Genomic DNA, 21,824 nt, shown 5'->3' with positions numbered 1-21,824 from the left:
GGTGCCCTCTCTTATGAAGCCGATCTGGATAGTAGACGACGACCAATCCATACGCTTCGTTCTCGAAAAAGCGCTACTGCGTGAAGACTTGCCCACGCGCAGCTTTACCAATCCGCGCGATGTGTTGCTGGCGCTGGAAGAAAATGGCGAAGAGGACGGCCCTCAAATCCTGGTGAGCGACATCCGCATGCCAGGTGGTTCCGGCCTGGACCTGCTGGAAAAGGTCAAAGCCAAGCACCCCGGCCTGCCGGTCATCATCATGACCGCGTTCTCCGACCTGGACAGTGCCGTATCAGCCTTCCAGGGCGGCGCCTTCGAATACCTGCCCAAGCCTTTTGACTTGCCCAAGGCCGTGGAGCTTATCCGCCGCGCGGTGGAAGAAAGCCAGCGCGAGGAAGTGGCTGAAGAACGCATGGCCGACACCCCCGAGATGCTGGGTCAGGCGCCCGCCATGCAGGACGTGTTCCGTGCCATCGGCCGGCTCAGCCAAAGCAACGTGACGGTGATGATCACCGGCGAATCCGGCTCCGGCAAGGAGCTGGTGGCGCGCGCACTGCACAAGCACTCGCCACGTGCCAACGGCCCGTTCGTGGCCATCAATACCGCAGCCATCCCCAAGGACCTGCTGGAGAGTGAACTCTTCGGCCATGAGCGCGGTGCCTTCACCGGTGCGCAAACCATGCGCCGGGGCCGCTTCGAGCAGGCCGATGGTGGCACGCTGTTTCTGGATGAAATCGGCGACATGCCGTTCGACCTGCAAACCCGCTTGTTGCGCGTGCTGAGCGACGGCCACTTCTACCGTGTGGGCGGCCACAACGCCGTCAAGGCCCAGGTCCGCGTGATTGCCGCCACCCACCAGGATCTGGAGCAGCGCGTGCGCGATGGCGTGTTCCGTGAGGATTTGTTCCACCGCCTGAACGTGATCCGCCTGCGCCTGCCGGCGCTGCGCGAGCGCATCGAAGACGTGCCCATGTTGACACGCCATTTCCTGCAGCAAAGCGCCAAGCAGCTGGGCGTGGAGCCTAAGCGCATTTCCGATGCGGCGCTCGCTCAGATCGGCCTGTTTCCGTTTCCCGGCAACGTGCGGCAGCTGGAGAACCTGTGCCATTGGCTGACCGTCATGGCGCCGGCCCAGGTGATCGAGCCCAAGGATTTGCCACCTGAAATCACCGGCGCCGTGGTGGCACCTTCCAGCGGCCTGGGTCACGCCCTGCCGCGCATGGTGGTGAGCACGCCGGTCGTGCATCCTGAGACGGATCTGTCGGCGCTGGATGACATTGCCGGTATGCAGGCCGTTCCGTTGGATAGCGATGCTGCCATCGTCACGCTGCCGCCGGCCAGCACCGCCCCGGTCAGCGCCTGGGAGCTGGGCCTGGAGGCCGAGGCCCAGGAACTGCTGGCCAACGACCGCCACGACGTGTGGGACGTGTTGACGCGCCGCTTCGAGTCCAAGCTGATCCTGACCGCGCTGCACAACACCCGTGGCCGTCGCATTGAGGCAGCCCAGAAGCTGGGCATTGGCCGCAACACCATTACCCGCAAAATTCAGGAACTGGGTTTGGAGTGAAATATGGCGCTAGCGTAGGTAATGCCTGCGCTGGCTGCTATCTATTTTGATGATGTATGGGATTTAAAAACAATGCCCCGGTGCTTGCGTACCGGGGCATTGTTCTTATGGATGAAGTTTTAGTTCTCAGCCCCAGTAAACGGCACTAAAGTAGCCGCAAGTTGTCGGTCCGGCCGGGCTCCCAGCAGCCTGCGCCCTGGAGATATGTCCTGGGACCGCCGATCGACGCCCAAGCTGGAGGCTGTGTATGGTTCTTCACCTGGTCCAGGGGGTTGCCTGGATCTTTGTTCTGGGTGTGCTGCAGGGGCTGCACCTACGCGCCTGGAAGCCCCGCAGCGTGCTTCGCCAACTGGTGACCGGGCTGCTGTTTGGCGGTATCTGTGTGCTGGGCATAGTCACGCCGTCGGCCAGCATGCCGGGGCTGGTGGTCGATGCGCGCTGCGTGGTGCTAGGCGCGGTGGGCCTGTTTGGCGGGCCGCTGGCTGCGCTGGTGGCAGCCGCCATATCCGTGGGCTACGGCCAATTGCCTGGCCAGGCAGACAATGCCATAGGCCTGCCTTTGCTCGTCGCCAGCATTGGCTTGGGTCTGCTCTACCGTTACGCCGTGGCCCGGGGCTGGGCCCGTGTGAACGTATGGCAGCTATTGGTATTTGGCCTGCTGCAGCAACTGCTGGCCTTGGGCTCCATGTGGCTTGTGCCGGCCCATCCACCGGCGGATGAGTTGCTCGTCGTCGGGCTGGCCCTGGTTGCCGTGATGACGCCGGCCATGGTGTTCCTGGGGCTGCTGATCCAGGAGGGGCTGGACCGCGAAGCCCGTGAACAAGCCCTGCGCGACTCCGAGAACCGCTTGCGCAGCCTGTTGATGGATATCCCCTCGGTTTCGGTCCAGGCCTATGCGGCCGATGGCACGACGCGCTACTGGAACAAGGCCTCCGAGCAGCTTTATGGCTACGCGGCCGACGAAGTGCTGGGCCGTAACCTCACCGATCTCATCATTCCGCTTGAAATGCGCGATGGCGTGCGCCAGGCCATGCAGCAGATGTTCGCCACCCAGCAGGCCATTCCAGCGGGCGAGTTGTCGCTGATGCGCAAGGACGGTAGCCGCGTACCCGTGTTTTCCAGCCACGCCTATGTACAGACGCCGGGCCAGCCGGCCGAGATGTTCTGCATCGATATAGATCTGTCCGACCGGGTACGGGCCGAATCCGAGTTGCGCATCGCCGCCGTGGCTTTTGAGGCCCAGGTCGGCGTGGTGGTGACCAATGCCAAACAGGTGATACAGCGGGTGAACAAGGCCTTCACCCAGAGCATGGGCTATAGCGAGGCGGAGTGCCTGGGCCAGACGCTGGCTTTTCTGAACGCCGAGCCGAATGGCGAGGCCTACTTTGGCGGCATCCAGCAGGATTTGGCGCGCAAGGGCCAGTGGGTGGGTGAAATCTGGAGCCGGCGCCAGAACGGCGAACGCTTTCCGCAGTGGGTCAGCATCAGCGCGGTGCTGGATGGCATAGGCGGCCTGAGCCACTACGTCGCCACCGTGGTAGACATCACCCAGCGCAAGATGGCCGAGGACAAGATTCGCCAGCTGGCCTTCTTCGACCCGCTGACCAATCTACCCAACCGCCGGCTGCTCATGGACCGCCTGCACCGTGCGCTGGCTGCCAGTGAGCGCAGCAAGCGCACCGGTGCCTTGCTCTACATAGACCTGGACAACTTCAAAACCCTGAACGACACCCGGGGCCATGAAAAAGGTGACGTGCTGCTGCAGCAAGTGGCGCTGCGGCTGGTGCACTGCGTGCGCGACAGCGACACCGTGGCCCGGCTGGGCGGCGATGAATTCCTGGTCATGCTGGAAGACCTGGAGGCCAGCTCGGAAATGGCGGCCGCTGTCGCCAAGTCCGTGGCGGAAAAAATCGTCACCGTGCTGAACCGGCCCTACAGCCTGGGCGAGCTGGACTTCAACAGCACGGCCAGCCTGGGCGTGGCCTTGTTCCACGGCCAGACCCTGCCTATGGACGAGCTGCTCAAGCAGGCCGACATGGCCATGTACCAGGCCAAAGCCCAGGGCCGCAATGCGCTGCGGTTTTTCGACCCGGCCATGCAGGCGGCGGTGAATGCGCGCGCGGAGCTGGAGGGCGACTTGCGCCAGGCCCTGGTGCTGGGCCAGTTTCTGCTCTTCTACCAGCCGCAGCTGGATGCGCACGGCCAAGTCACCGGAGCCGAGGCCTTGCTGCGCTGGCCGCATCCGCAGCGCGGCCGGGTGTCGCCTGCTGACTTCATCCCCCTGGCGGAGGAGACCGGCCACATCCTGACCCTGGGCCGCTGGGTGCTGGAGACCGCCTGTGCACAGCTGGTGGCCTGGGCTCCGCACCCTCTGTTGGGCAACCTGGTGTTGGCGGTGAACGTCAGTGCCCGGCAGTTCCGCGAGCCTGAGTTTGCCCAGGATCTGCTGGACTTGCTGAGCGCCACCGGGGCCAACCCTAAGCGTCTGAAGCTGGAGCTGACCGAGAGCATGCTGGTGGACAACCTCGAAGACCTGGTGCACAAGATGGCCATGCTGCGCGCGCGCGGCATTGGCTTTTCACTGGACGACTTTGGTACCGGCTATTCCTCGCTGTCCTATCTCAAGCGGCTGCCGCTGCACCAGCTGAAGATCGACCAGTCCTTTGTGCGCGATGTGCTGATAGACCCCAGCGACGCGGCGATTGCGCGTACCGTGGTGGCCCTGGCGCAAAACCTGGGGCTGGAGGTAATGGCCGAAGGGGTGGAAACACAGGCCCAGAAAGACTGGCTGGCCCGCTATGGCTGCCATTCCTACCAGGGTTATCTGTTCAGCCCGGCCTTGCCGGTCCAGGACTTTGAACGCTATGTGCAGCGCACGGCGGCTGCGCTTATTTGAGCCGATGGTGCGTTGCCAGGCCGGCACCGCCCACCAATCCAACACCTTCTAGCCCAACACTGTAGCGCAGGCTTTGCAGCCGTTGCAGACGGGGCTGCGATAGCTGCACCATGTGCAGGGCGATGGAGCGATAGTTACTTCTAAGGCAGCCGGCCAGGGCACAATTTATCCAAACATCGCATCGACAGAGTAGGCGTTGGCAGTCCGTCACGTGCCGCCGGGAGAACAACAAAAATGCTGAAACCACACCTTTTCGCGCTGCCGTACCGCCCGCACCGCAAACTATGGCGCCAACTGCTCGGTACCGCACTCTTGCCCTGGTTGCTCATCCTCGCGGCCGACAAGGCGGCCGCTGCAGAACCTGCATCCATCTATGCCGAGGCTGGGCAAAACTTGCGCAGCGGCATCACCACCCGCACCGCCACGCTGGGCTGGCGCTGGCCCATGCAAAGCAGCTTTTGGGATGGACGCATCACCGGTGCCTGGGATGTATATGTGAGCCAGTGGAACGCCGATGCCACGGTGGGACAGGACCGGCATTACGCCCAGATCGGCCTGGTGCCCATGTTCCGCTATCGCTTTGACGGCGGGCAATCGCCCTGGTTTGTAGAGGCTGGCGTGGGCTTGTCATACCTGGACAAAACCTATTACACGCCGTCGGGCCACTTCAGCACGCAGTGGAACTTCAGCGACCACCTGGGCCTGGGCCGCAACTTTGGCGCCCAACAGCGCCACAGCCTGGGTGTGTATGTGAAGCATGTGTCCAACGCCGGCCTGCGCCAACCTAACCCGGGCGAGACCTTTGTGCAACTGCGCTACAGCCTGGGGTTTTGATTCTTTTGCTATTTATTTCGTAGCTATTAGCGCAGATAAACAGTGCGCTGAACGGTAAAGTTGTGCATGGCCTGCGGGCGCTCGCCAGGGCGCTTCTACAATCTTTTTCCGTCCACTTCTGGTTCAAGAACGTGCATCCAGATTCCAGCAACGCGCCCACACTGCGCGGCATCTTCTGCGCTTTTTCCAAGATCGGTTTGACCAGCTTTGGTGGCGGCCTCAGTGGCTGGATGCTGCGCGAATTCGTGCAGCGCCGCGCCTGGCTGACCGAGGCGGAGTTCCTCAACGGCCTGGCTCTGGCGCAGGCCTTTCCGGGCGTGAACGTGGTGAACCTGGCCATCTGGATCGGCTACCAGCTGCACGGTGGCGCAGGCGCGCTGGCGGCAGCCTGTGGCATCGTGCTGCCGTCCATGGCCTTGGCCATGGTGCTGGCCAGCGCGTTCTCCAGCCTGGGCGATGTGCATGCGGTGCATTTGGTGCTGGCCGGCGTTGCGGCGGCTGCCGTGGGCCTGTCGCTGCAGACCGGCTTGCGCGCGGCCCGGCATGCGGCCAAGGGCTGGTTGCGCGCGGGCATTCTGGCGGTGACTTTTGTGGCCATCTTCTTCTGGCATCTGCCGCTGCTGTGGGTGGTGGGCTGCATGGTGCCGCTCTCCGTCGGCCTGGCCTGGCTGCGCATCCGCGCTGAGAGTCGTGAAGGTGCCACGCCATGAATTTGCAGCTGCTGGGCGATTTGCTGGCAGTGTTTGTGCCGCTGTCCTTCCTGACGGTGGGTGGTGGCCAGAGCATCGTGGCCGACATCCACCGCCAATCGGTGGCGGTGCAGGGCTGGATGAATGACGGGCAGTTTCTGGACCTGTTCGCCCTGTCGCGCATCACGCCCGGGCCGGGCTCGCTGCTGGTAACCCTGGTGGGCTGGCATGTGGCTGGGCTGTGGGGTGCTTTGGTGGCGTCGGCGGCGATCTTTCTGCCCAGTTCGGTGCTGGTCTACGGCCTTGCCCATGTGTGGTCGCGTTACCGGGGCCATATGCTGGTGCGGGCCATCGAGTCCGGGCTGGCACCGGTGGCCGCGGGCATGATCCTGGCCGCGTCCTGCACCGTGCTGCGCGCAGCCGAGGGCGGAGTGTGGGCCTGGGCCGTGGCGGCTTTGTCCACCCTGGTGCTGGTGTTCTGGGCCCGGGTGAACGCGTTGCTGGTGTTGGGCGCGGGCGGGCTGGTGTTCTGGCTTGCGTTGCGGTAGGCGTGGGGGGTGAGCGGCACTTTTTAACGTAAGCCCCATCTTGCGCAAGAGAGGGCTAGGGAGCAAAGTGCAAGCACCTTAAAGGAGGCCTTATGTTGAAAGTTGTTGCGACGATGCTCTGTATGTTCCTTATGGCGTTGGGCCTAGCGGCTTGTGGTGGAGGTGGCAGTTCGGCCACCAGCACGCCGGACAAGCTGACGATCGTTGGTTCCGGCAGCTAGCCGCAAGGAGTATGGCCATGCAATCCACCCGCTACACCCAATACACCCGCTACGTCTTGATCAGCCTGGCACTGCTGTGCACCCAGGCAATGGCGCTGGACGCCAGCGCGCTCAAGCTCAAGGTCTATGGTGTGATGCTTTCCACCAGCCCGCTGTGTTCCAGCCCCATCACCGTTTTCAGTAGTGCAACGGCGACCGAGGTGGATTTCCTTAGTGCTCCCACCTTGGGCAGCGGCAACCCGCCGGATGGCACGTACAACTGCGTCATCATCAAGATGGCGGACATCATCAAGTTCACGCCCAGCAGCACTTCGGGCTGGTGCCAGGCCGCGACGGAATATTCGGCTGACGTCTGCCGTGCGGACAACAGCGGCAAGACCAGCACCCCGGACGTGGCGGGCACCACCGCCTGCACCGGCACCGACCCCAGCGTCAACGGCAGCGTGATCACGCCCGGTGTGCCCGTGGCGGACGTGGTCTACCTGTACCTGACCACCAACGCCCTGGCCGGCACCGGCGGCAATACCTTTGTGCAGCCCGACAGCACCAGCAGCACCAATGGGCTGAACCTCACGGCGCCGCTGGTGGTGGCCGGCACTGCCAAGTCCAAGTTCTCGGTGAACGCCAGTGGCAAGGTGGGGGAGGACATTGCAACCCACAGCTGCGGTATGAATCCGCCCGTATTTGGCTTCGTAAAGCTGTAAGCCGGTAGCGGTTTTCGGCTATCTGTCTGCTATATATTCAGTAGCGTCTAGCGCAGATATTTCCTGCGCTAGAGCCATTTTTATTCATATCCAGGGCCGGACTGCGCGGGGCGCGGCCTGGCCCCAATTATTGAAGGAGCACTCCATGAAGCGATCGTTGTTGGGTCTGCTGGCCGCCGTAGGGGTCAGCGGCGCTGTGCTGCTGTCGTCCTGGGTGCCGGCTGCGCATTCGCAGATCCGTGCCAACCCCAGCTATGTGCCCATGGGTACTTCGGCCAGTGGGTCGTCCAGTGTGGCCTGGTTCCATGATCCGTCTTCCGGTCGGGCGATTGCCTGCCAGACCGTGGGCAGCGCCAGCGCCGGCCTGACAGGCATCCAGTGCGTAACGGCCAAGCTGCCGCTGCCTGATACGCCCTGAGCTCAGACCTTGCGGCCCTCGGCATGCAGGGCCAGGATGCCGTGCACCAGCGCATTCGCCGGTGTGGGCACACCCAGCTCGGCGCCGCGCCGGGCCACATCACCGCTGAGCCAGCGCACCTCCAGCGGGTTGCCGCGCTCCAAATCGTGTGCCATGGAGGAGGTCATGGCCGCCGGCAACTGGTCGCAAAAGCGCAGCCGGTCGGCCGCGAAATCGGGTGCCAGGGGTACGCCCTGCGCCAGGCCTACCGCCACCACTTCTTCCATGATCTGCTGCAGCACGCGGCGTGACTGCGGGTGGCTGCGCACCCGGCCTATGGGTAGGCGGGTTGCGGCGGTGGTGGCCGACAAACCCACCAGCATCACGAACTTTTCCCAGATCGTCTTGCGGATATCGGCGCTGATCTCGGCCTCAATGCCGGCGCCTTGGCAGGCCTGCAGAAATGCCTCCAGTCGGGCCGAGCGGCTGCCGTCGTATTCTCCAAACACCAGCTTTTGCAACACACCCGTGTGCGCGATCACGCCCGGCGCGGCAATCGTGGCGGCGATGTAGCAAACGCCCCCGGCCACCACCTGCGGGCCCAGCACGCTGCGCAAAATATCGTCCTTGACCACGCCGTTCTGGAACGAGATGACCGCCGTGTGCGGCCCGACCAGCGGGCGTATGGCCTCAGCCGCGGCTTCGGTGTCCCATAGCTTCACGCCGAACAGCACCACGTCCGCCACGCCTACGCCCTGGGGCGTTTCCGTGACCTGCAGGTCCTTTAGATGCAAGTCGCCCAGGGCACTGTTGAGTTGCAGGCCCTGGCTGCGCAGGGCGGCACCGTGGGCGCCACGGGCGATGAAGTGCACGTCGCAGCCACTGTGCGCCAGCCGAGCCCCGAAATAGCCGCCTACACCGCCCGCACCCATGATTGCTACTTTCATACCGTTCCTTGGCTGACGCGCCCGGACCTCGGGCGCAAGGGAGACCTATGTTAGGTTGAAATCGGCGCGGCCGTCAGATCGTGAGGTTCTAAGGCTACGACCGTAGTCACCAGGATGATGCGGGCGATGCGTCCGTTGTCGGCGCCAAAGCTGGGCCAGTGCCAGTGGAAAAGGGAGGGTGACGACAAGTATGTGCAACGCAGCGCTTATTGTGCGTGAGCCGTGCGCATCTTTTTATCCGAAGTCATATGGCTTTCCAGCGCACGGTCTATCTGCGCTGGAAGCTATTCAAACAGTAGCGTTATGCGCGGTAGCGGGGGGCCGGTTGGCTGTGCGACAGGTTAGGCCCCAGCGCGGCGCGGGCGGCCATGAAGGCGTCCCAGTCGGCGGCATTCGGTAGCGACGGAATGGTTACGCGTTCTTGCCGGTCCATGCCAAGCAGGGCCGCGTCCACCAGCTTGTCCGTGTCCATCACTATCTCTGCGGGCAACTGGTCCACACTGAAGCCGGCGCGGTCCCAGATCTCCGTGCGGGTGGCGCCGGGCAACACGGCCTGCACTTGTACGCCGCTGGGGCCGGCTTCGGCCTGCAGGCTTTGGGACAGGCTGAGTACATAGGCCTTGGTGGCGGCATAACTGGCGTTGAAGGTCTCGGGCGCCAGAGAGACGACCGAGCCGATGTTCACCAGAATGCCCTTGCCGCGCGGCACAAAGCCAGCCAGCGCGGCGGCGGCCAGGCGGGTCAGCGCCACGACGTTGAGTTGCAGCATCTTGTCCACGCTGGCGATGTCCGAGCTGACCAGCGGGCCCATGCTGGCCACGCCTGCGTTGTTGACCAGCAGGCTGATTGCGCTGTCTGTGCGCAGGCGTTGTTCCACTAGGGCCAGCTCGGCCGGGGCGTTGAGGTCGGCGGCCAGTACTTCCACGCGTACGCCGGTCTGGCTGCGCAGGCGCTCGGCAAGGGCTTCCAGCCGGGTATGGTCGCGTGCAACCAGTACCAGTTGATAGCCGCGCCGTGCCAGGCGGTCTGCGTAAACGGCACCGATGCCGCTGGATGCGCCTGTGACCAGGGCGGTGCCGAGAGAGGTGTTTGCTGTCATGGTGAAAAGTCCTTGAGTGGTTGGTTATATGACGTTCGTCATGATTGAATTATATGTTTATCGTCATTTAAAATGTCAAGCATCTACCGTTTTTGTGAAAGTCCGCCATGAAAGTCAGCCGAGAACAAGCCGCCGAAAACCGCGAACGTGTGTTGACCGTGGCCGCACAGCTGTTCCGCGAACGTGGCTTTGACGGTGTGGGCGTGGCCGACATCATGAAGACCGCCGGGCTGACCCACGGCGGCTTTTACGGCCAATTCGCGTCAAAGGAGGATCTGATGGCCCAGGCCAGCGCCCGTGCTTTGGTCGATGGCGCCGTCTGGTGGCAGCAACTGGCTGAGGCTGGCGGTGCACAGCCTTTGGAGAGCATCGCGCGCGGCTATTTGTCGGCTGCGCACCGCGATGCGCCAGGCCGGGGGTGCCTGGCGGCCGCCCTGGGCGCCGATGCGGCCCGTCAGGCCGGCCCGGTGCGGCGTGCCGTCACCGTTGGCATCAGCGCCATGGTGGAGATCTTGGTCCATTGGATGCCCGGCCGTTCAAAGGCGGCCCAGCGTGAAAAGGCGTTAGCCCTGTACGCCAGCATGGTGGGGGCCGTGGTGCTGGCCCGCGCGGTGGACGATGCGGCTCTGTCGGAAGAAATACTGCAATCCGTGCTGCGTACTTTGCCCGCACCACGGACCCACTGATTACTATTGTTTTTATAGCTGCTAGCGCAAGTAATACCTGCGCTAGAGCTCTAAAAAGTATTTTTCCTAAACAGCCTCAAGTCCACCAGCCGAAGACCAGCGGCATCAGCACCGAGGACAAAATCGCCTGCATGCCCAGCGCAATGCCGGCGTAGGCGCCTGCATCGGGGTGGACCTGCAAGGCCCTGGCGGCACCTATTCCGTGCGATGCCGTGCCCAGCGCCAGGCCGCGCACGGCCCAGCTGTTGATTCCCAGCAGATTGAACAGGTACTTGCCTGACAAGGCGCCGACGAGGCCGGTCAGCACCGCAAACACGGCGGACAGTGCAGGCACGCCGCCAATGCGCTCGGCAATCCCCATGGCCACGGGGGCCGTGACCGACTTGGGCGCCAGCGAGCGCACCACGTCGTCCGGCATGCCCAGGGCCCAGGCCATGGCCACCGCACTGGCAGCCGCTGCTAGGCCACCAGCCAGCACTGCCAGGGTCAAGGCCACGCCGCGTTGGCGCACCTCGTGGCGGCGCAGCCACAACGGCCAGGCTAGCGCCACCACGGCCGGGCCCAGCAGCACATGGATGAACTGGGCCCCCGCAAAGTAGCTCGGGTAGGGCGTGCGCGTGGCGACCAGCACGCAGCCCAGCAGCACCACCGACCACAGTACCGGGTTGGCCCAGGGTGCGCGGCCCATGCGTTCGTAAAACGCCTGCGCGGTCACATAGGTGAGCAAGGTGGCCGTCAGGCCAAACAGTGGCGTGGTGGCCAGGTAGACCCAGAGTTGGACGAAGTCAGCCATGGATGTTTTCCTGCGCGGGCTTTTCTTGCGTGGGCTCCTCCCGCAGCAACTGGCGCAGCACCAGGGCCGTCACCGCCAGGCCGACCCAGGTAGACAGCACGATCACTACCAGCAGCTGCGCCCCGTATTGCGACACCAGCTGCAAATGGGTGATGACGCCCACGCCCACCGGCACAAACAGCAGCGACAGATGGCCCAGCAGCAGCTCGGCCATGGCGGCGATGGGTTCGCGCACCCGGGCCCAGCCCAGGGCCGGCAGCAAAATCACCAGCCCCACCACCGGCCCCGGGAAGGGCAGGCCGAGGCTGTGGGTGATGCCCTCGCCCAGAGCCTGCACCAGCAGCAAAAAGGCCAGTCCGCGCAATGCTTGCATAGGTTTTCCTCCTCCAGATGGGGCGTATGCGGCCCCGGTCGGTGACGCTGCGTGTGCAGATGCTGGATCGTAGACGGGTTCGCTGGAGTTCTGCTGTGCGCCCGGCCGTTTCGCGGCGCATGAGTGGGGGCCGTTGGCCGCATCGCCTGGCTTGCGATGACCTGCTGGCGGCCACGGAAAACTGGCCGGGAGCTGAGTTTTTCGAGTTCACCTAGCGCCGGGGCGCCGAAGGCCTTGATCAGGGCAAGTTCAAAGCCTTGCTCAAGTCGCTGCAGCGCGACCAGATTCACCGCAGCGCATTAAAAACCGCCTGGACTGGCAGACGGACAAGCTCAGGCGCCGACGGCGTCTGCCCAGGCCAGGGCCTGCAGATGGGCCCAATTGACCTGTTTGTTCGACAGGTGCAGTTCTTCGGCATTGCGGGCAAATTGGGTGTCGTCACCGTTTTCGCAGGCCTCGGTCAGCGCCAGGAAAGGGGCGAAAACCCCTGTGCGGTACAGCAGGGCGTCCAGCACTGGCTGGGGCAGGGCGACAGACTCCAGCGCCTTGGCCAGCGGCATGCCCAGCATCACGTCGGCCAGCGAGAAAACGCCGACCACGAAGGCGTTGTCGCATTCTTCGGCGGTCAACATTTCGGCGGCCAGCAGCTCCATCAGGCGGCCGCGCACCACGGCGGTTTGTCCCACGGCGGGAGGGGCGCCACCTTCACCGCGCGAAGTCGTCAGCAGCAGCGAGGCCCAGCGGTAGAGCTTCTTCATGCCCAGAATCATCACCGCATGGCGGAACGAGGTGACTTCACAGCTCAGCCCGAAGCCGGAAGAGTTGATGAAGCGCAGCAGATTGAAAGACAAGGTGGGGTCGCGCTTGAGCAATTCCTCAATTTCGTTGACCTCTCCGTGTTTGCGTACCAGGTTGATCAGCTGCAGTATGGTGGCCTGCGAGGGGCGCACGGTTTGCGCAGCGACCAGGGCGGGCTTGGAGAACCAGTAGCCCTGGAACAGCTTGATGCCATAGCCGGCCAGGGTTTTGTGCTGGGCGGCGGTTTCCACCTTTTCGGCGACCAGCATGGCCTTGGTGTTTTTGTTGGCGAACTGTACGAAAGGCTCCACCATCTCTGGCTTGAGAGCCGTCATGTCCAGCTTCACATACGAGGCCAACAGACGCCAGGATGCGTAACCCTTTGTGAGTACCGTATGGTTGAAGGCGAAACGAAAGCCGCGTTTGTGCAGATCTTGTAACACCAAGGCGTGGCGTTCTATCTCTTCCACCACGTTGCCGGGTACGGGTGGGACTTCCAGTACCACTTTGTCGGGGTGGACCAGCTCCAGATGGCCGCCGGTCAGACTCTGCAGCGTGCAGTTGATAAAGACCAGCTTTTTGCCCACCAGGGCTTCGGTATCGGTGAATGAAAGGGCGTTGACCAGCAAAGCTGCATCGGAATCTGCCGAATAGCCTTCGGTGGGCTGGGAGCGGTCAAACAGCTCGTAGCCGAACACCACACGGTTTTCGTCCACGATGGCTTGGCGCGCTATGCGTACCCGGTTTTCCAGAGCTTCGTCTTGGGACTGCGTGAGGCTGTGGAGCTGGTCGGGAATGGTGGACATGGCGGCTGAAGGAACACTCAAGGTAAAAAAGGTCGGTTTGTAATCGATTTTAAGGAGGCTTGCGACCGAAAGGGGGCTTTGTATCAGGATGTGAGCTAGGTCATGAGCCCGTCGGCCCAGACCATGGCCTCCATGTGCGCCATATTGATATGGTGGTTGGTGAAGTGCAAGGAGTGTGCCGCTGCGTTGAAAGCGTCGTCGTCGTTGTTTTCACAGGCTTTGGTCAGCGCCAGCATGGAGCCATAGATGCCGGTGCCGCTACGCAGGGCTTCGTTCACGGCCGGTGGCAACGACAACAGGTCCAGCGCCTGCTCCATGGGGATGCCCAGCATCACGTCAAGCAGCGAGAAAATGCCCACCACGAAAGCCCCGTCGCACTCCTCGGGCGTCAGAGTGCCAGTGGCCAGCAGCTCCATCATGCGTCCGCGCACCACGGCGGTGGTTCCTACGGCGGCGGCTGTGCCGTCGGCTCGGGCCGAGGTCAGTAACAGGGCTGCCCAGCGGAACAGCTTTTTCAGGCCCATCAACATCACCGCCTGGCGGAAGGAGGTGATCTCGTTGTTCAGGCCAAAGCTGGCCGAGTTGATCAGGCGCAACAGGTTGAAGCCCAGGATGGCATCGGCCTTCAGGACTTTTTCGATCTCCTCGGTCGCGGCCTGGTTGCGCACCAGATTGATCAGCTGCAGCACATGGGCCTGGGCGGGTGTGACGACCTTGGTCTTGATGACATCGGGCCGGGCAAACCAGTAGCCTTGGAACAGGGTGGCTCCATAGCTGGCCATGGTGGCGAACTGGGCTTCGGTTTCGATCTTCTCGGCCACGATGGCGGCCTTGGTGCGGGTTTTGACCGCCTGCACAATGGCTTGCAACTGCTCGGGCTTGAGAGCGCGCAGGTCCAGCTTGACGAAATCGGCCAAGGGCTGCCATCCGGCATAGACCGGTGCCAGCACCGTGTGGTTGAAGGCCAGCCGGAAGCCGCGTTTGCGCAGCTCTTGCAGCGTGTGCTGGCGTGCTGCGATTTCATCCGGCGCATGGCCGGGCACGGGTCCGACTTCCAGCACCACCTTGTCCGGCTGCACCAGATCCAGGTGTCCGCCAGCCAAACTTTCGTACGTGCAGTTGACAAAAATGGTGACTTTGCCGATCAGCGAATCCATGCCGGTGTGGGTCATGGCGTTGAAGATCAGTGCAACGTCGCTGGCGGCATTGTGGTGCGCCGTGGAGCGGTCGAATAGTTCGTAGGCCGTCACGGCGCGCTGGGCGTCCATGATGGGCTGGCGTGCAATCACAATGGCGCCGCCGATATCAGGCGTTGCCGGTGTGGAGGGGGTGTCTGATGGGGGCATGTCTGGGTGTGCGAGTGTGGGCAGTCTCGGTCTATCGTAACGTGTATGCGATCGCCGCCGAGCTTTCAGCGTACATCCAATGGCTTGGATGTGCAATTACTGTAGCAACACGGCCAGTTCGGCATCGGTGAAGCCGGCTTGCCGCCGGGCATCGGTGTTGAACGGGGGCTTGGGCTGCGGTGCGGCGTAGCGGTCCAGCAGCAGGCGGTAATGGGCGATGGGGTCCAGTCCGTCGCGCTCGCACAGCCAGCGGTACCAGCGGTTGCCCACGGCCACATGGCCGATCTCGTCGCGCAAAATGGTATCCAAGATGTCCACCGCACGCTGCGCAGGGGGAGTATTCACGCGTCGCAGCTTGGCCTGTATCAGCGGCGTGGCGTCCAGTCCGCGCGCCTCCAGCGTACGCGGCACCAGAGCCATGCGGGCCACCACATCCACCGCCGTGGCGGCGCAGACTGTCCACAGGCCGTCGTGGGCCGAGAAGTCGCCGTAGTCCCAACGCTGCTCGCCATCTGCCAGCTCTTGCAACAGGCCGCGCAGCAGCTGGAAGTGCAGGGCCTCTTCGGCGGCCACACGCACCCAGTCGCGGTAGTAGGCGTCGGGCATGCCATCAAAGCGCCAGGCAGCGTCCAGGGCTAGGTTGATGGCGTTGAACTCGATATGTGCCACGGTGTGCAGCAGGGTGGCCAGGCCGTCGGTGGTGAAGGGTGAACGTTGGGGCTTGGTCACGCGTTCCACCAGCAGCGGACGGACCGGGCGCCCGGGTACCGGGGTAGTCGGGGCTTGTGTCTCGTCTGCTATTGAAAGAGTAGCTGCCTGCGCTTGCAGCAATTGTGCTGCGGCTACTTTTTCTTGCGGATCAGAAAGGCACAGGGCCTGCAGTGCGCGGGTTCGAAGTTCCATACCTACAATTATGCGTATACCCCCAGGCTCCACGCTTCGCGTTTCCGCCAACCCCCTTGCAGGGGGCGATACCTACAGCCCGGCAAAGCCGGTTCTGTGGTATCTCTGGTGTGGGCGCGTTCAGCCCGTTGTCTGGGCTTGCTTCGTTGTAAGTCGTCGCCATATCTAGAAATGCAATTGTTAGGGAAACACAGTGTCTGAACTCCACAAATTCTTATTCGACGGCCTGCCCGTACGCGGTTGCATCGTGCGCCTTACCGACGCCTGGCAGGAAATCCTGCAGCGCCGGGCCTCCAATACCACCTCGGGGCCGTATGCCGCACCTGTGGCCGAGTTGCTGGGTGAAATGACGGCGGCGGGCGTGTTGATGCAGTCCAACATCAAGTTCAACGGCGCCGTGGTGCTGCAGATTTTTGGCGACGGTCCGGTCAAGGTGGCGGTGGTCGAGGTACAGCCCGATCTGAGCCTGCGCACCACTGCCAGCGTGATGGGCGAGGTGCCAGTGGGTGCCAGTTTGAGCCAGATGGTCAATGTCAACAACGAAGGCCGATGCGCCATCACCCTGGACCCCAAGGACAAGTTCCCTGGACAGCAGCCTTACCAGGGCGTGGTGCCGCTATTTGGTGACCGCAAGGAAAAGCTGGAGAAGCTCAGCGATGTGCTGCAGCACTACATGCTGCAAAGCGAGCAGCTGGACACGCTGATGGTGCTGGCGGCCGACGAGCAGGTGGCAGCCGGCCTGCTGATCCAGCGCCTGCCGGTCAAGGGCGAGAAGAACCTGGCCGGCAGCCTGGTGAGCCAGGAGAACGAGGACGAAATAGGCCAGAGCGAGCACTACAACCGCATTGCCCACCTGGCCAGCACCCTGAAGCGCGAAGAGCTGCTGACGCTGGATGTGGACACCATTTTGCGCCGCCTGTTCTGGGAAGAGCAGGTGCTGATGTTCAGCCCGCACATGGGGCCGACAGCTCCCAAATTTGCCTGCACCTGCAGCCGCGAGCGCGTGGGCGCGATGATACGCAGCCTGGGCACGGACGAGGTGGAGAGCATCTTGGCTGAAAGCGGACAGGTGGAGGTGGCTTGCGAGTTCTGCGGCAAGCAGTACCGCTTTGATCCGGTGGACGCGGCACAGCTGTTCACTACGCCCGACGCGACCCCGCCGGGGCCGTCAGCGGTTCAGTAAATCGCTGAACAGCCGGTGTTCGCAGACTGGGTCACTGCATTTCTCGCAGTTCCAGGTCCACGGTTTTTGTGAGGAAAATACGCTGTCAGCGTTGGATCTATCTGCGCTACCAGCTATTGAATCAATAGCGCGCAAAGCGTTGACGGTGCGTGCGCTGCCTCGGCCATAGACCACTTGGTAGGGAATGCCGCCGCGCGCCAGGGCTGTACGCAGCCGGGCATCCACGGGTTCACGCATGTGCTGGCCGTCGCGCTGCAGGCCGTCGGCAACCCAGGGTAGGTCCAGCCCGGTGATCAGCGTCATGTCGAAGCCGCGCTGCAGCTCCCAGGCCAGGGGGTAGAGCGTGTCATCGTTAAATAGCAGATCGCTGTAGACGGCGGTCATCAAGGCCGTGGTGTCGGCCAACAAGTATTCGGTATTGGTGGGCACTTGCGCGATATGGGCTGCTTGTGTGAGTGCGATGGCCTGTTGTTCATCAGCGTGGGGTGTGCGTTCGGCTTGGTCGCACCAGGTGCGCAGCCATTCAGGTACCAAGGCGACGCTGTGGCCGCGGGCACGCAAGCTATCCGCCAGGGCCTGGGCCAGCTGTGTTTTGCCCGTGCTTTCTGCGCCCAGCAAGGCGATTTTCAACACTGTTGGGGGCCGCAATCAGCGGGGCATGCGTGGAGCGGTGATGTGCACGAAGATTTCGTTGGCCTTGACCATGCCCAGTTCGAAGCGGGCACGTTCCTCGACCATTTCCAGGCCTTCCTTGAGGTCGCGCACCTCGGCACTCAGCTGGTCGTTCGCCGTCTGGGCGGCCGCATTGTGCTCGCGCAGCGACTCCAGCTTTTGCTGCAAGCGGTTTACCTCGGGCAGGCTGCCGCGTCCCAGCCAGAGCTGCGCATGCAGCATGCCCAGCAAAGCCAGCAGGATGACAGGAACGATGCGTGAGCCCATGGTGTTGCGCCTAAAACGCAGTCATGCCAGCGCGACACCCCACGAGCCCTGCAAGCAGGGTGCGAGCGTGGGCGTCGAGCCGGCAGGCCAGCATTACTTCAGGTTGTAGAAAGCTTTGCGACCGGGGTAGGTGGCCACATCGCCCAGGTCTTCTTCTATGCGCAGCAGCTGGTTGTACTTGGCCATGCGGTCGGAACGGCTCAGCGAACCGGTCTTGATCTGGCCGGCATTGGTGCCCACAGCGATGTCGGCAATCGTCGAGTCTTCGGTTTCGCCCGAGCGGTGCGAGATCACGGCGGTGTAGCCAGCGCGCTTGGCCATTTCGATGGCGGCGAAGGTTTCGGTCAGGGTGCCGATCTGGTTGATCTTGATCAGGATCGAGTTGGCGATGCCCTTGTCGATGCCTTCTTGCAGGATCTTGGTGTTGGTGACGAACAGGTCGTCACCCACGATCTGCACCTTCTTGCCCAGGCGGTCGGTCAGCAGTTTCCAGCCGTCCCAGTCGCCTTCGGCCATGCCGTCTTCGATGCTGATGATGGGGTACTTGTCGCACCAGGTGGCCAGCATGTCGGTCCATTGGGCGGCCGACAGCTTGATGCCTCCTTCGCCTTCCAGCACGTACTGGCCGTCTTTGTAGAACTCGCTTGCGGCGCAGTCCAGGCCCAGCACGATGTCTTCACCGGCGGTGTAGCCGGCCAGGGAGATGGCTTCCAGGATCAGCTGGATGGCGGCTTCGTGGTTTTCCACGCTGGGCGCAAATCCACCTTCATCGCCCACGGCGGTGCTGATGTGCTTGTCGTGCAGGATCTTCTTCAGCGCGTGGAACACTTCGGCACCGTAGCGCAGGGCTTCGCGGAAGCTGGGAGCGCCGACCGGAATGATCATGAACTCTTGCAAGTCCAGGCTGTTGTTGGCGTGTGCGCCGCCGTTGATGACGTTCATCATCGGCACAGGCAGTTGCATGCCGCCCATGCCGCCGAAGTAGCGGTACAGGGGCAGACCGGACTCTTCAGCTGCAGCGCGGGCCACGGCCATGGAGACGGCCAGCATGGCGTTGGCGCCCAGGCGGGATTTGTTTTCGGTGCCGTCCAGGTCGATCAGCGTCTTGTCCAGGAAGGCTTGTTCAGCAGCGTCCAGGCCCAGCACGGCTTCGGCGATTTCGGTGTTGATGTTTTCAACGGCCTTGAGCACGCCCTTGCCCAGGTAGCGCTTCTTGTCGCCATCGCGCAGCTCAATGGCTTCGCGCGAACCGGTGGATGCGCCGGATGGCACAGCCGCACGGCCCATGGTGCCGGATTCCAGCAACACATCACATTCCACGGTCGGGTTACCGCGCGAATCCAGGATTTCACGGGCGACGATGTCAACAATTGCACTCATTTTTTGTCTTCCTAGTTAAATAAAAATCGGGCGTGGCTTGGGGCCAGGAGCTCAACATTGGATTTTTGCATGCCTTGGGGCTGTGTAACCGGTGGCTTGGCGATTGTTCAGGGTACGTAACCGCCGTTTGCCATCCGTTATGCGGAAAAGCTGTTTTCCAGGTAGCCGTTTTTCTTGGTCACACGGTCCAGCGCCACCAGCGTTTCCAGCAGGGCGCGCATGTGTTTCAGCGGCACCGCGTTCGGGCCGTCGCTCATGGCCTTGCTCGGGTCCGGGTGGGTTTCCATGAACACGCCAGCCACGCCCACGGCGACGGCTGCGCGTGCCAGCACCGGCACCATCTCGCGCTGGCCGCCGCTGCTGGTGCCCTGGCCGCCGGGCAGCTGCACCGAGTGGGTGGCGTCGAATACCACGGGGGCGTGGGTTTCGCGCATGATGGCCAGGCTGCGCATATCGCTCACCAGGTTGTTGTAGCCAAAGCTGGCGCCGCGTTCGCAGGCCATGAAGTTGTCTTCATTCAGGCCGACTTCCTTGGCGGCAGCACGGGCTTTGTCGATCACGTTCTTCATGTCGCCAGGAGCCAGAAACTGGCCCTTCTTGATGTTCACCGGTTTGCCGCTTTGGGCCACAGCGCGGATGAAATCGGTCTGGCGGCACAGGAAGGCCGGGGTTTGCAAGACGTCGACGACGCTGGCCACATGGGCGATCTGCGATTCGTCATGGATGTCGGTCAGCACCGGCAAGCCGAGTTCGCGCTTTACCTTGGCCAGGATTTCCAGGCCTTTTTCCATGCCCGGGCCGCGGAAGGTGTTGCCGCTGCTGCGGTTGGCCTTGTCGAAGCTGCTCTTGAAGATGAAGGGAATGCCGAGTTCGGTGGTGATTTCCTTCAGCGTGCCGGCGGTGTCCATTTGCAGCTGTTCGGACTCGATCACGCAGGGGCCGGCGATCAGAAAGAAGGGCTTGTCCAGGCCAATGTCAAATCCGCAGAGTTTCATTTGCTTGCTCCTTGGTGGTCCAGGGATGCCTTCACGAAGGCATTGAACAGCGGGTGGCCGTTCCAGGGGGTGGACTTGAATTCGGGGTGGAACTGCACGCCCACAAACCAGGGGTGCGTGGTCTGCGGCAGTTCGACCATTTCGGTCAGTTGTTCGCGCTGTGTCAGGGCCGAAATCACCAGGCCGGCTTCGCGCAGGCGGTCCAGGTAGTTGACGTTGGCCTCATACCGGTGGCGGTGGCGTTCGGTCACGACATCGCCGTAAATGCTGTGCGCTACCGTGCCGGGGGCCACGTCAGAGCTTTGCGCGCCCAGGCGCATGGTGCCACCCAGATCGGAGTTTTCGTCACGGATCTTGATGGTGCCGTCGGCGTCTTTCCACTCGTTGATCAGTGCGATCACCGGGTGGGGCGTTTCAGGTTCGAACTCGGTGCTGTTGGCATCGGTCAGGCCGGCTACATGGCGGGCGAATTCGATGGTGGCGACCTGCATGCCCAGGCAGATGCCCAGGTACGGTACTTTGTGTTCGCGCGCAAAGCGGGCCGCGCAGATCTTGCCTTCGATGCCGCGCTTGCCAAAGCCGCCGGGCACCAGCACCGCGTCGAAACCGCCCAGGCGCGAGACTGTGGCCGGGGTGATGGTTTCGGAGTCGATGTAGTTGATCTTGACCCGCACATGGTTCTTCATGCCGGCGTGGCGCAGCGCTTCGTTCAGCGACTTGTAGCTGTCGCTCAGGTCCACGTACTTGCCGACCATGGCGATGTTGACTTCGCCCTTGGGGTGCTCGGTCTCATAGACCAGGTCGTCCCAGCGCTTGAGGTTGGCGGGCGGGGTGTTCAGGCGCAGCTTGTCGCAGATCAGGCCGTCCAGGCCTTGCTCGTGCAGCATGCGCGGCACTTTGTAGATGGTGTCCACGTCCCACATGGAGATCACACCCCATTCGGCGACGTTGGAGAACAGCGAGATCTTGGAGCGCTCTTCTTGCGGAATTGGGCGGTCGGCGCGGCACAGCAGCACGTCGGCCTGGATGCCGATTTCGCGCAGTTGCTTGGCGGTGTGCTGGGTGGGCTTGGTCTTCAGCTCGCCAGCGGCGGCAATCCACGGCAGGTAGCTCAGGTGCACGAAGGCTGTGTTGTTCGGGCCGAGCTTCAGGCTCATCTGGCGCACAGCTTCCAGGAAGGGCAGGGACTCGATGTCGCCCACGGTGCCGCCGACTTCGACAATTGCCACGTCCACCGCATCGGCTTCGCCAAAGCGCGCACCGCGCTTGATGAATTCCTGGATTTCGTTGGTGACGTGCGGGATGACCTGCACGGTCTTGCCCAAGTAGTCGCCACGGCGCTCTTTGTCGAGCACGCTTTGGTAGATCTGGCCGGTGGTGAAGTTGTTGGACTTGCGCATGCGCGTTTCAACGAAACGCTCGTAATGGCCCAAGTCCAGGTCGGTTTCTGCGCCGTCATCGGTGACGAAAACTTCGCCGTGCTGCAGCGGCGACATGGTGCCCGGGTCTACGTTGAGGTAGGGGTCCAGCTTGATGAGGGTGACTTTGAGGCCACGGGATTCGAGAAGAGCTGCAAGAGAGGCTGAAGCGATTCCCTTGCCGAGGGAAGACACGACACCGCCGGTGACGAAGACAAATTTGGTCATCTCAAAGTCGGGACGTAATCCCGAGGAGGTGGAAATGATGATTATAAGGGCGTGAAAAGGGTGGGTATTGGGCC

At 62.8% G+C, this 21,824-nt stretch carries 22 protein-coding genes; 10 read left to right on the top strand and 12 right to left on the bottom strand.

Annotation, left to right across the window (positions count from 1 at the left end; all coding sequences use genetic code 11):
* Positions 1–13: 13 nt before the first annotated feature.
* The 8 genes from ntrC (at position 14) to AC07O2_RS15865 (ending at position 7,877) form a co-directional block, all read left to right on the top strand.
* A complete protein-coding gene (ntrC, locus tag AC07O2_RS15900) occupies positions 14–1,567 on the top strand; it encodes a nitrogen regulation protein NR(I) (RefSeq protein WP_495076715.1) in 1,554 nt (517 codons plus the stop codon).
* 247 nt (positions 1,568–1,814) lie between these two features.
* Complete coding sequence (locus AC07O2_RS15895; RefSeq protein WP_495076714.1) at positions 1,815–4,463, top strand: EAL domain-containing protein; 2,649 nt, start codon at positions 1,815–1,817, stop codon at positions 4,461–4,463.
* 234 nt (positions 4,464–4,697) lie between these two features.
* Complete coding sequence (locus tag AC07O2_RS15890; protein ID WP_495076713.1) at positions 4,698–5,297, top strand: acyloxyacyl hydrolase; 600 nt, start codon at positions 4,698–4,700, stop codon at positions 5,295–5,297.
* Positions 5,298–5,428: 131 nt separating this feature from the next.
* Positions 5,429–6,007 (top strand): chromate transporter, encoded by a 579-nt coding sequence (locus AC07O2_RS15885; protein ID WP_495076712.1) that lies wholly within the window; start codon positions 5,429–5,431, stop codon positions 6,005–6,007.
* Entirely contained in the window at positions 6,004–6,534 is a 531-nt protein-coding gene (locus tag AC07O2_RS15880) for a chromate transporter (protein ID WP_495076711.1), read from the top strand. The genes AC07O2_RS15885 and AC07O2_RS15880 overlap by 4 nt, the downstream gene beginning before the upstream one ends.
* 92 nt (positions 6,535–6,626) lie before the next feature.
* On the top strand, positions 6,627–6,755 hold the full coding sequence (locus AC07O2_RS15875) for a hypothetical protein (protein WP_495076710.1): 129 nt from the start codon (positions 6,627–6,629) through the stop codon (positions 6,753–6,755).
* A gap of 17 nt (positions 6,756–6,772) precedes the next feature.
* On the top strand, positions 6,773–7,459 hold the full coding sequence (locus AC07O2_RS15870) for a hypothetical protein (protein ID WP_495076709.1): 687 nt from the start codon (positions 6,773–6,775) through the stop codon (positions 7,457–7,459).
* A 145-nt stretch (positions 7,460–7,604) separates the two neighbouring features.
* Positions 7,605–7,877 (top strand): hypothetical protein, encoded by a 273-nt coding sequence (locus AC07O2_RS15865; RefSeq protein WP_495076708.1) that lies wholly within the window; start codon positions 7,605–7,607, stop codon positions 7,875–7,877.
* A 2-nt stretch (positions 7,878–7,879) separates the two neighbouring features.
* Here AC07O2_RS15865 and AC07O2_RS15860 read toward each other — a convergent pair whose 3' ends face one another.
* Together AC07O2_RS15860 and AC07O2_RS15855 are read right to left on the bottom strand one after the other, a co-directional pair.
* Positions 7,880–8,803, bottom strand: a complete 924-nt coding sequence (locus AC07O2_RS15860) for a ketopantoate reductase family protein (RefSeq protein WP_495076707.1) — start codon at positions 8,801–8,803, stop codon at positions 7,880–7,882.
* A gap of 301 nt (positions 8,804–9,104) precedes the next feature.
* A complete protein-coding gene (locus AC07O2_RS15855) occupies positions 9,105–9,902 on the bottom strand; it encodes an SDR family NAD(P)-dependent oxidoreductase (RefSeq protein ID WP_495076706.1) in 798 nt (265 codons plus the stop codon).
* A 107-nt stretch (positions 9,903–10,009) separates the two neighbouring features.
* Between AC07O2_RS15855 and AC07O2_RS15850 the strand changes: the two genes are divergently transcribed.
* On the top strand, positions 10,010–10,588 hold the full coding sequence (locus AC07O2_RS15850; protein ID WP_495076705.1) for a TetR/AcrR family transcriptional regulator: 579 nt from the start codon (positions 10,010–10,012) through the stop codon (positions 10,586–10,588).
* 76 nt (positions 10,589–10,664) lie between these two features.
* On the opposite strand, the gene AC07O2_RS15845 is transcribed toward AC07O2_RS15850, so the two are convergent.
* The 5 genes from AC07O2_RS15845 to AC07O2_RS15825 all read right to left on the bottom strand — a co-directional run bounded on the left by AC07O2_RS15845 (position 10,665) and on the right by AC07O2_RS15825 (position 15,607).
* On the bottom strand, positions 10,665–11,381 hold the full coding sequence (locus AC07O2_RS15845) for an LrgB family protein (RefSeq protein WP_495076704.1): 717 nt from the start codon (positions 11,379–11,381) through the stop codon (positions 10,665–10,667).
* Complete coding sequence (locus AC07O2_RS15840; protein ID WP_495076703.1) at positions 11,374–11,754, bottom strand: CidA/LrgA family protein; 381 nt, start codon at positions 11,752–11,754, stop codon at positions 11,374–11,376. Before AC07O2_RS15840 ends, AC07O2_RS15845 begins: the two co-directional genes overlap by 8 nt.
* Positions 11,755–12,086: 332 nt before the next feature.
* Positions 12,087–13,358: an EAL and HDOD domain-containing protein gene (locus tag AC07O2_RS15835; RefSeq protein ID WP_495076730.1), complete on the bottom strand. Its 1,272-nt coding sequence runs from the start codon at positions 13,356–13,358 to the stop codon at positions 12,087–12,089.
* A 95-nt stretch (positions 13,359–13,453) separates the two neighbouring features.
* Positions 13,454–14,704, bottom strand: a complete 1,251-nt coding sequence (locus AC07O2_RS15830; RefSeq protein ID WP_495076702.1) for an EAL and HDOD domain-containing protein — start codon at positions 14,702–14,704, stop codon at positions 13,454–13,456.
* Positions 14,705–14,800: 96 nt separating this feature from the next.
* Positions 14,801–15,607, bottom strand: coding sequence for a ferritin-like domain-containing protein (locus AC07O2_RS15825; protein WP_495076701.1), 807 nt, complete (start codon positions 15,605–15,607; stop codon positions 14,801–14,803).
* Between the two features lie 193 nt (positions 15,608–15,800).
* Here AC07O2_RS15825 and hslO point away from each other — a divergent pair, with 193 nt between their 5' ends.
* The gene (gene hslO / locus AC07O2_RS15820) at positions 15,801–16,790 is read left to right on the top strand and encodes an Hsp33 family molecular chaperone HslO (protein WP_495076700.1); all 990 of its coding nucleotides are present in this window, start codon (positions 15,801–15,803) and stop codon (positions 16,788–16,790) included.
* On the opposite strand, the gene AC07O2_RS15815 is transcribed toward hslO, so the two are convergent.
* The 5 genes from AC07O2_RS15815 to pyrG all read right to left on the bottom strand — a co-directional run bounded on the left by AC07O2_RS15815 (position 16,776) and on the right by pyrG (position 21,750).
* On the bottom strand, positions 16,776–17,423 hold the full coding sequence (locus AC07O2_RS15815) for an AAA family ATPase (protein ID WP_495076699.1): 648 nt from the start codon (positions 17,421–17,423) through the stop codon (positions 16,776–16,778). The two genes, hslO and AC07O2_RS15815, sit on opposite strands and share 15 nt — an antisense overlap.
* 15 nt (positions 17,424–17,438) lie before the next feature.
* Positions 17,439–17,729, bottom strand: a complete 291-nt coding sequence (locus AC07O2_RS15810; RefSeq protein ID WP_495076698.1) for a septum formation initiator family protein — start codon at positions 17,727–17,729, stop codon at positions 17,439–17,441.
* 93 nt (positions 17,730–17,822) lie between these two features.
* Positions 17,823–19,109 (bottom strand): phosphopyruvate hydratase, encoded by a 1,287-nt coding sequence (eno, locus tag AC07O2_RS15805; protein WP_495076697.1) that lies wholly within the window; start codon positions 19,107–19,109, stop codon positions 17,823–17,825.
* A gap of 137 nt (positions 19,110–19,246) precedes the next feature.
* Complete coding sequence (kdsA, locus tag AC07O2_RS15800; RefSeq protein WP_310371571.1) at positions 19,247–20,104, bottom strand: 3-deoxy-8-phosphooctulonate synthase; 858 nt, start codon at positions 20,102–20,104, stop codon at positions 19,247–19,249.
* The gene (pyrG, locus tag AC07O2_RS15795; RefSeq protein ID WP_495076696.1) at positions 20,101–21,750 is read right to left on the bottom strand and encodes a CTP synthase; all 1,650 of its coding nucleotides are present in this window, start codon (positions 21,748–21,750) and stop codon (positions 20,101–20,103) included. The genes kdsA and pyrG overlap by 4 nt, the downstream gene beginning before the upstream one ends.
* Between the last annotated feature and the right edge of the window lie 74 nt (positions 21,751–21,824).

It is taken from the genome of Rhodoferax sp. GW821-FHT10B06, from assembly GCF_059415605.1.
Note: the sequence above shows the minus strand (reverse complement) of the source record. Positions and strands in the feature narration are given on the sequence as shown.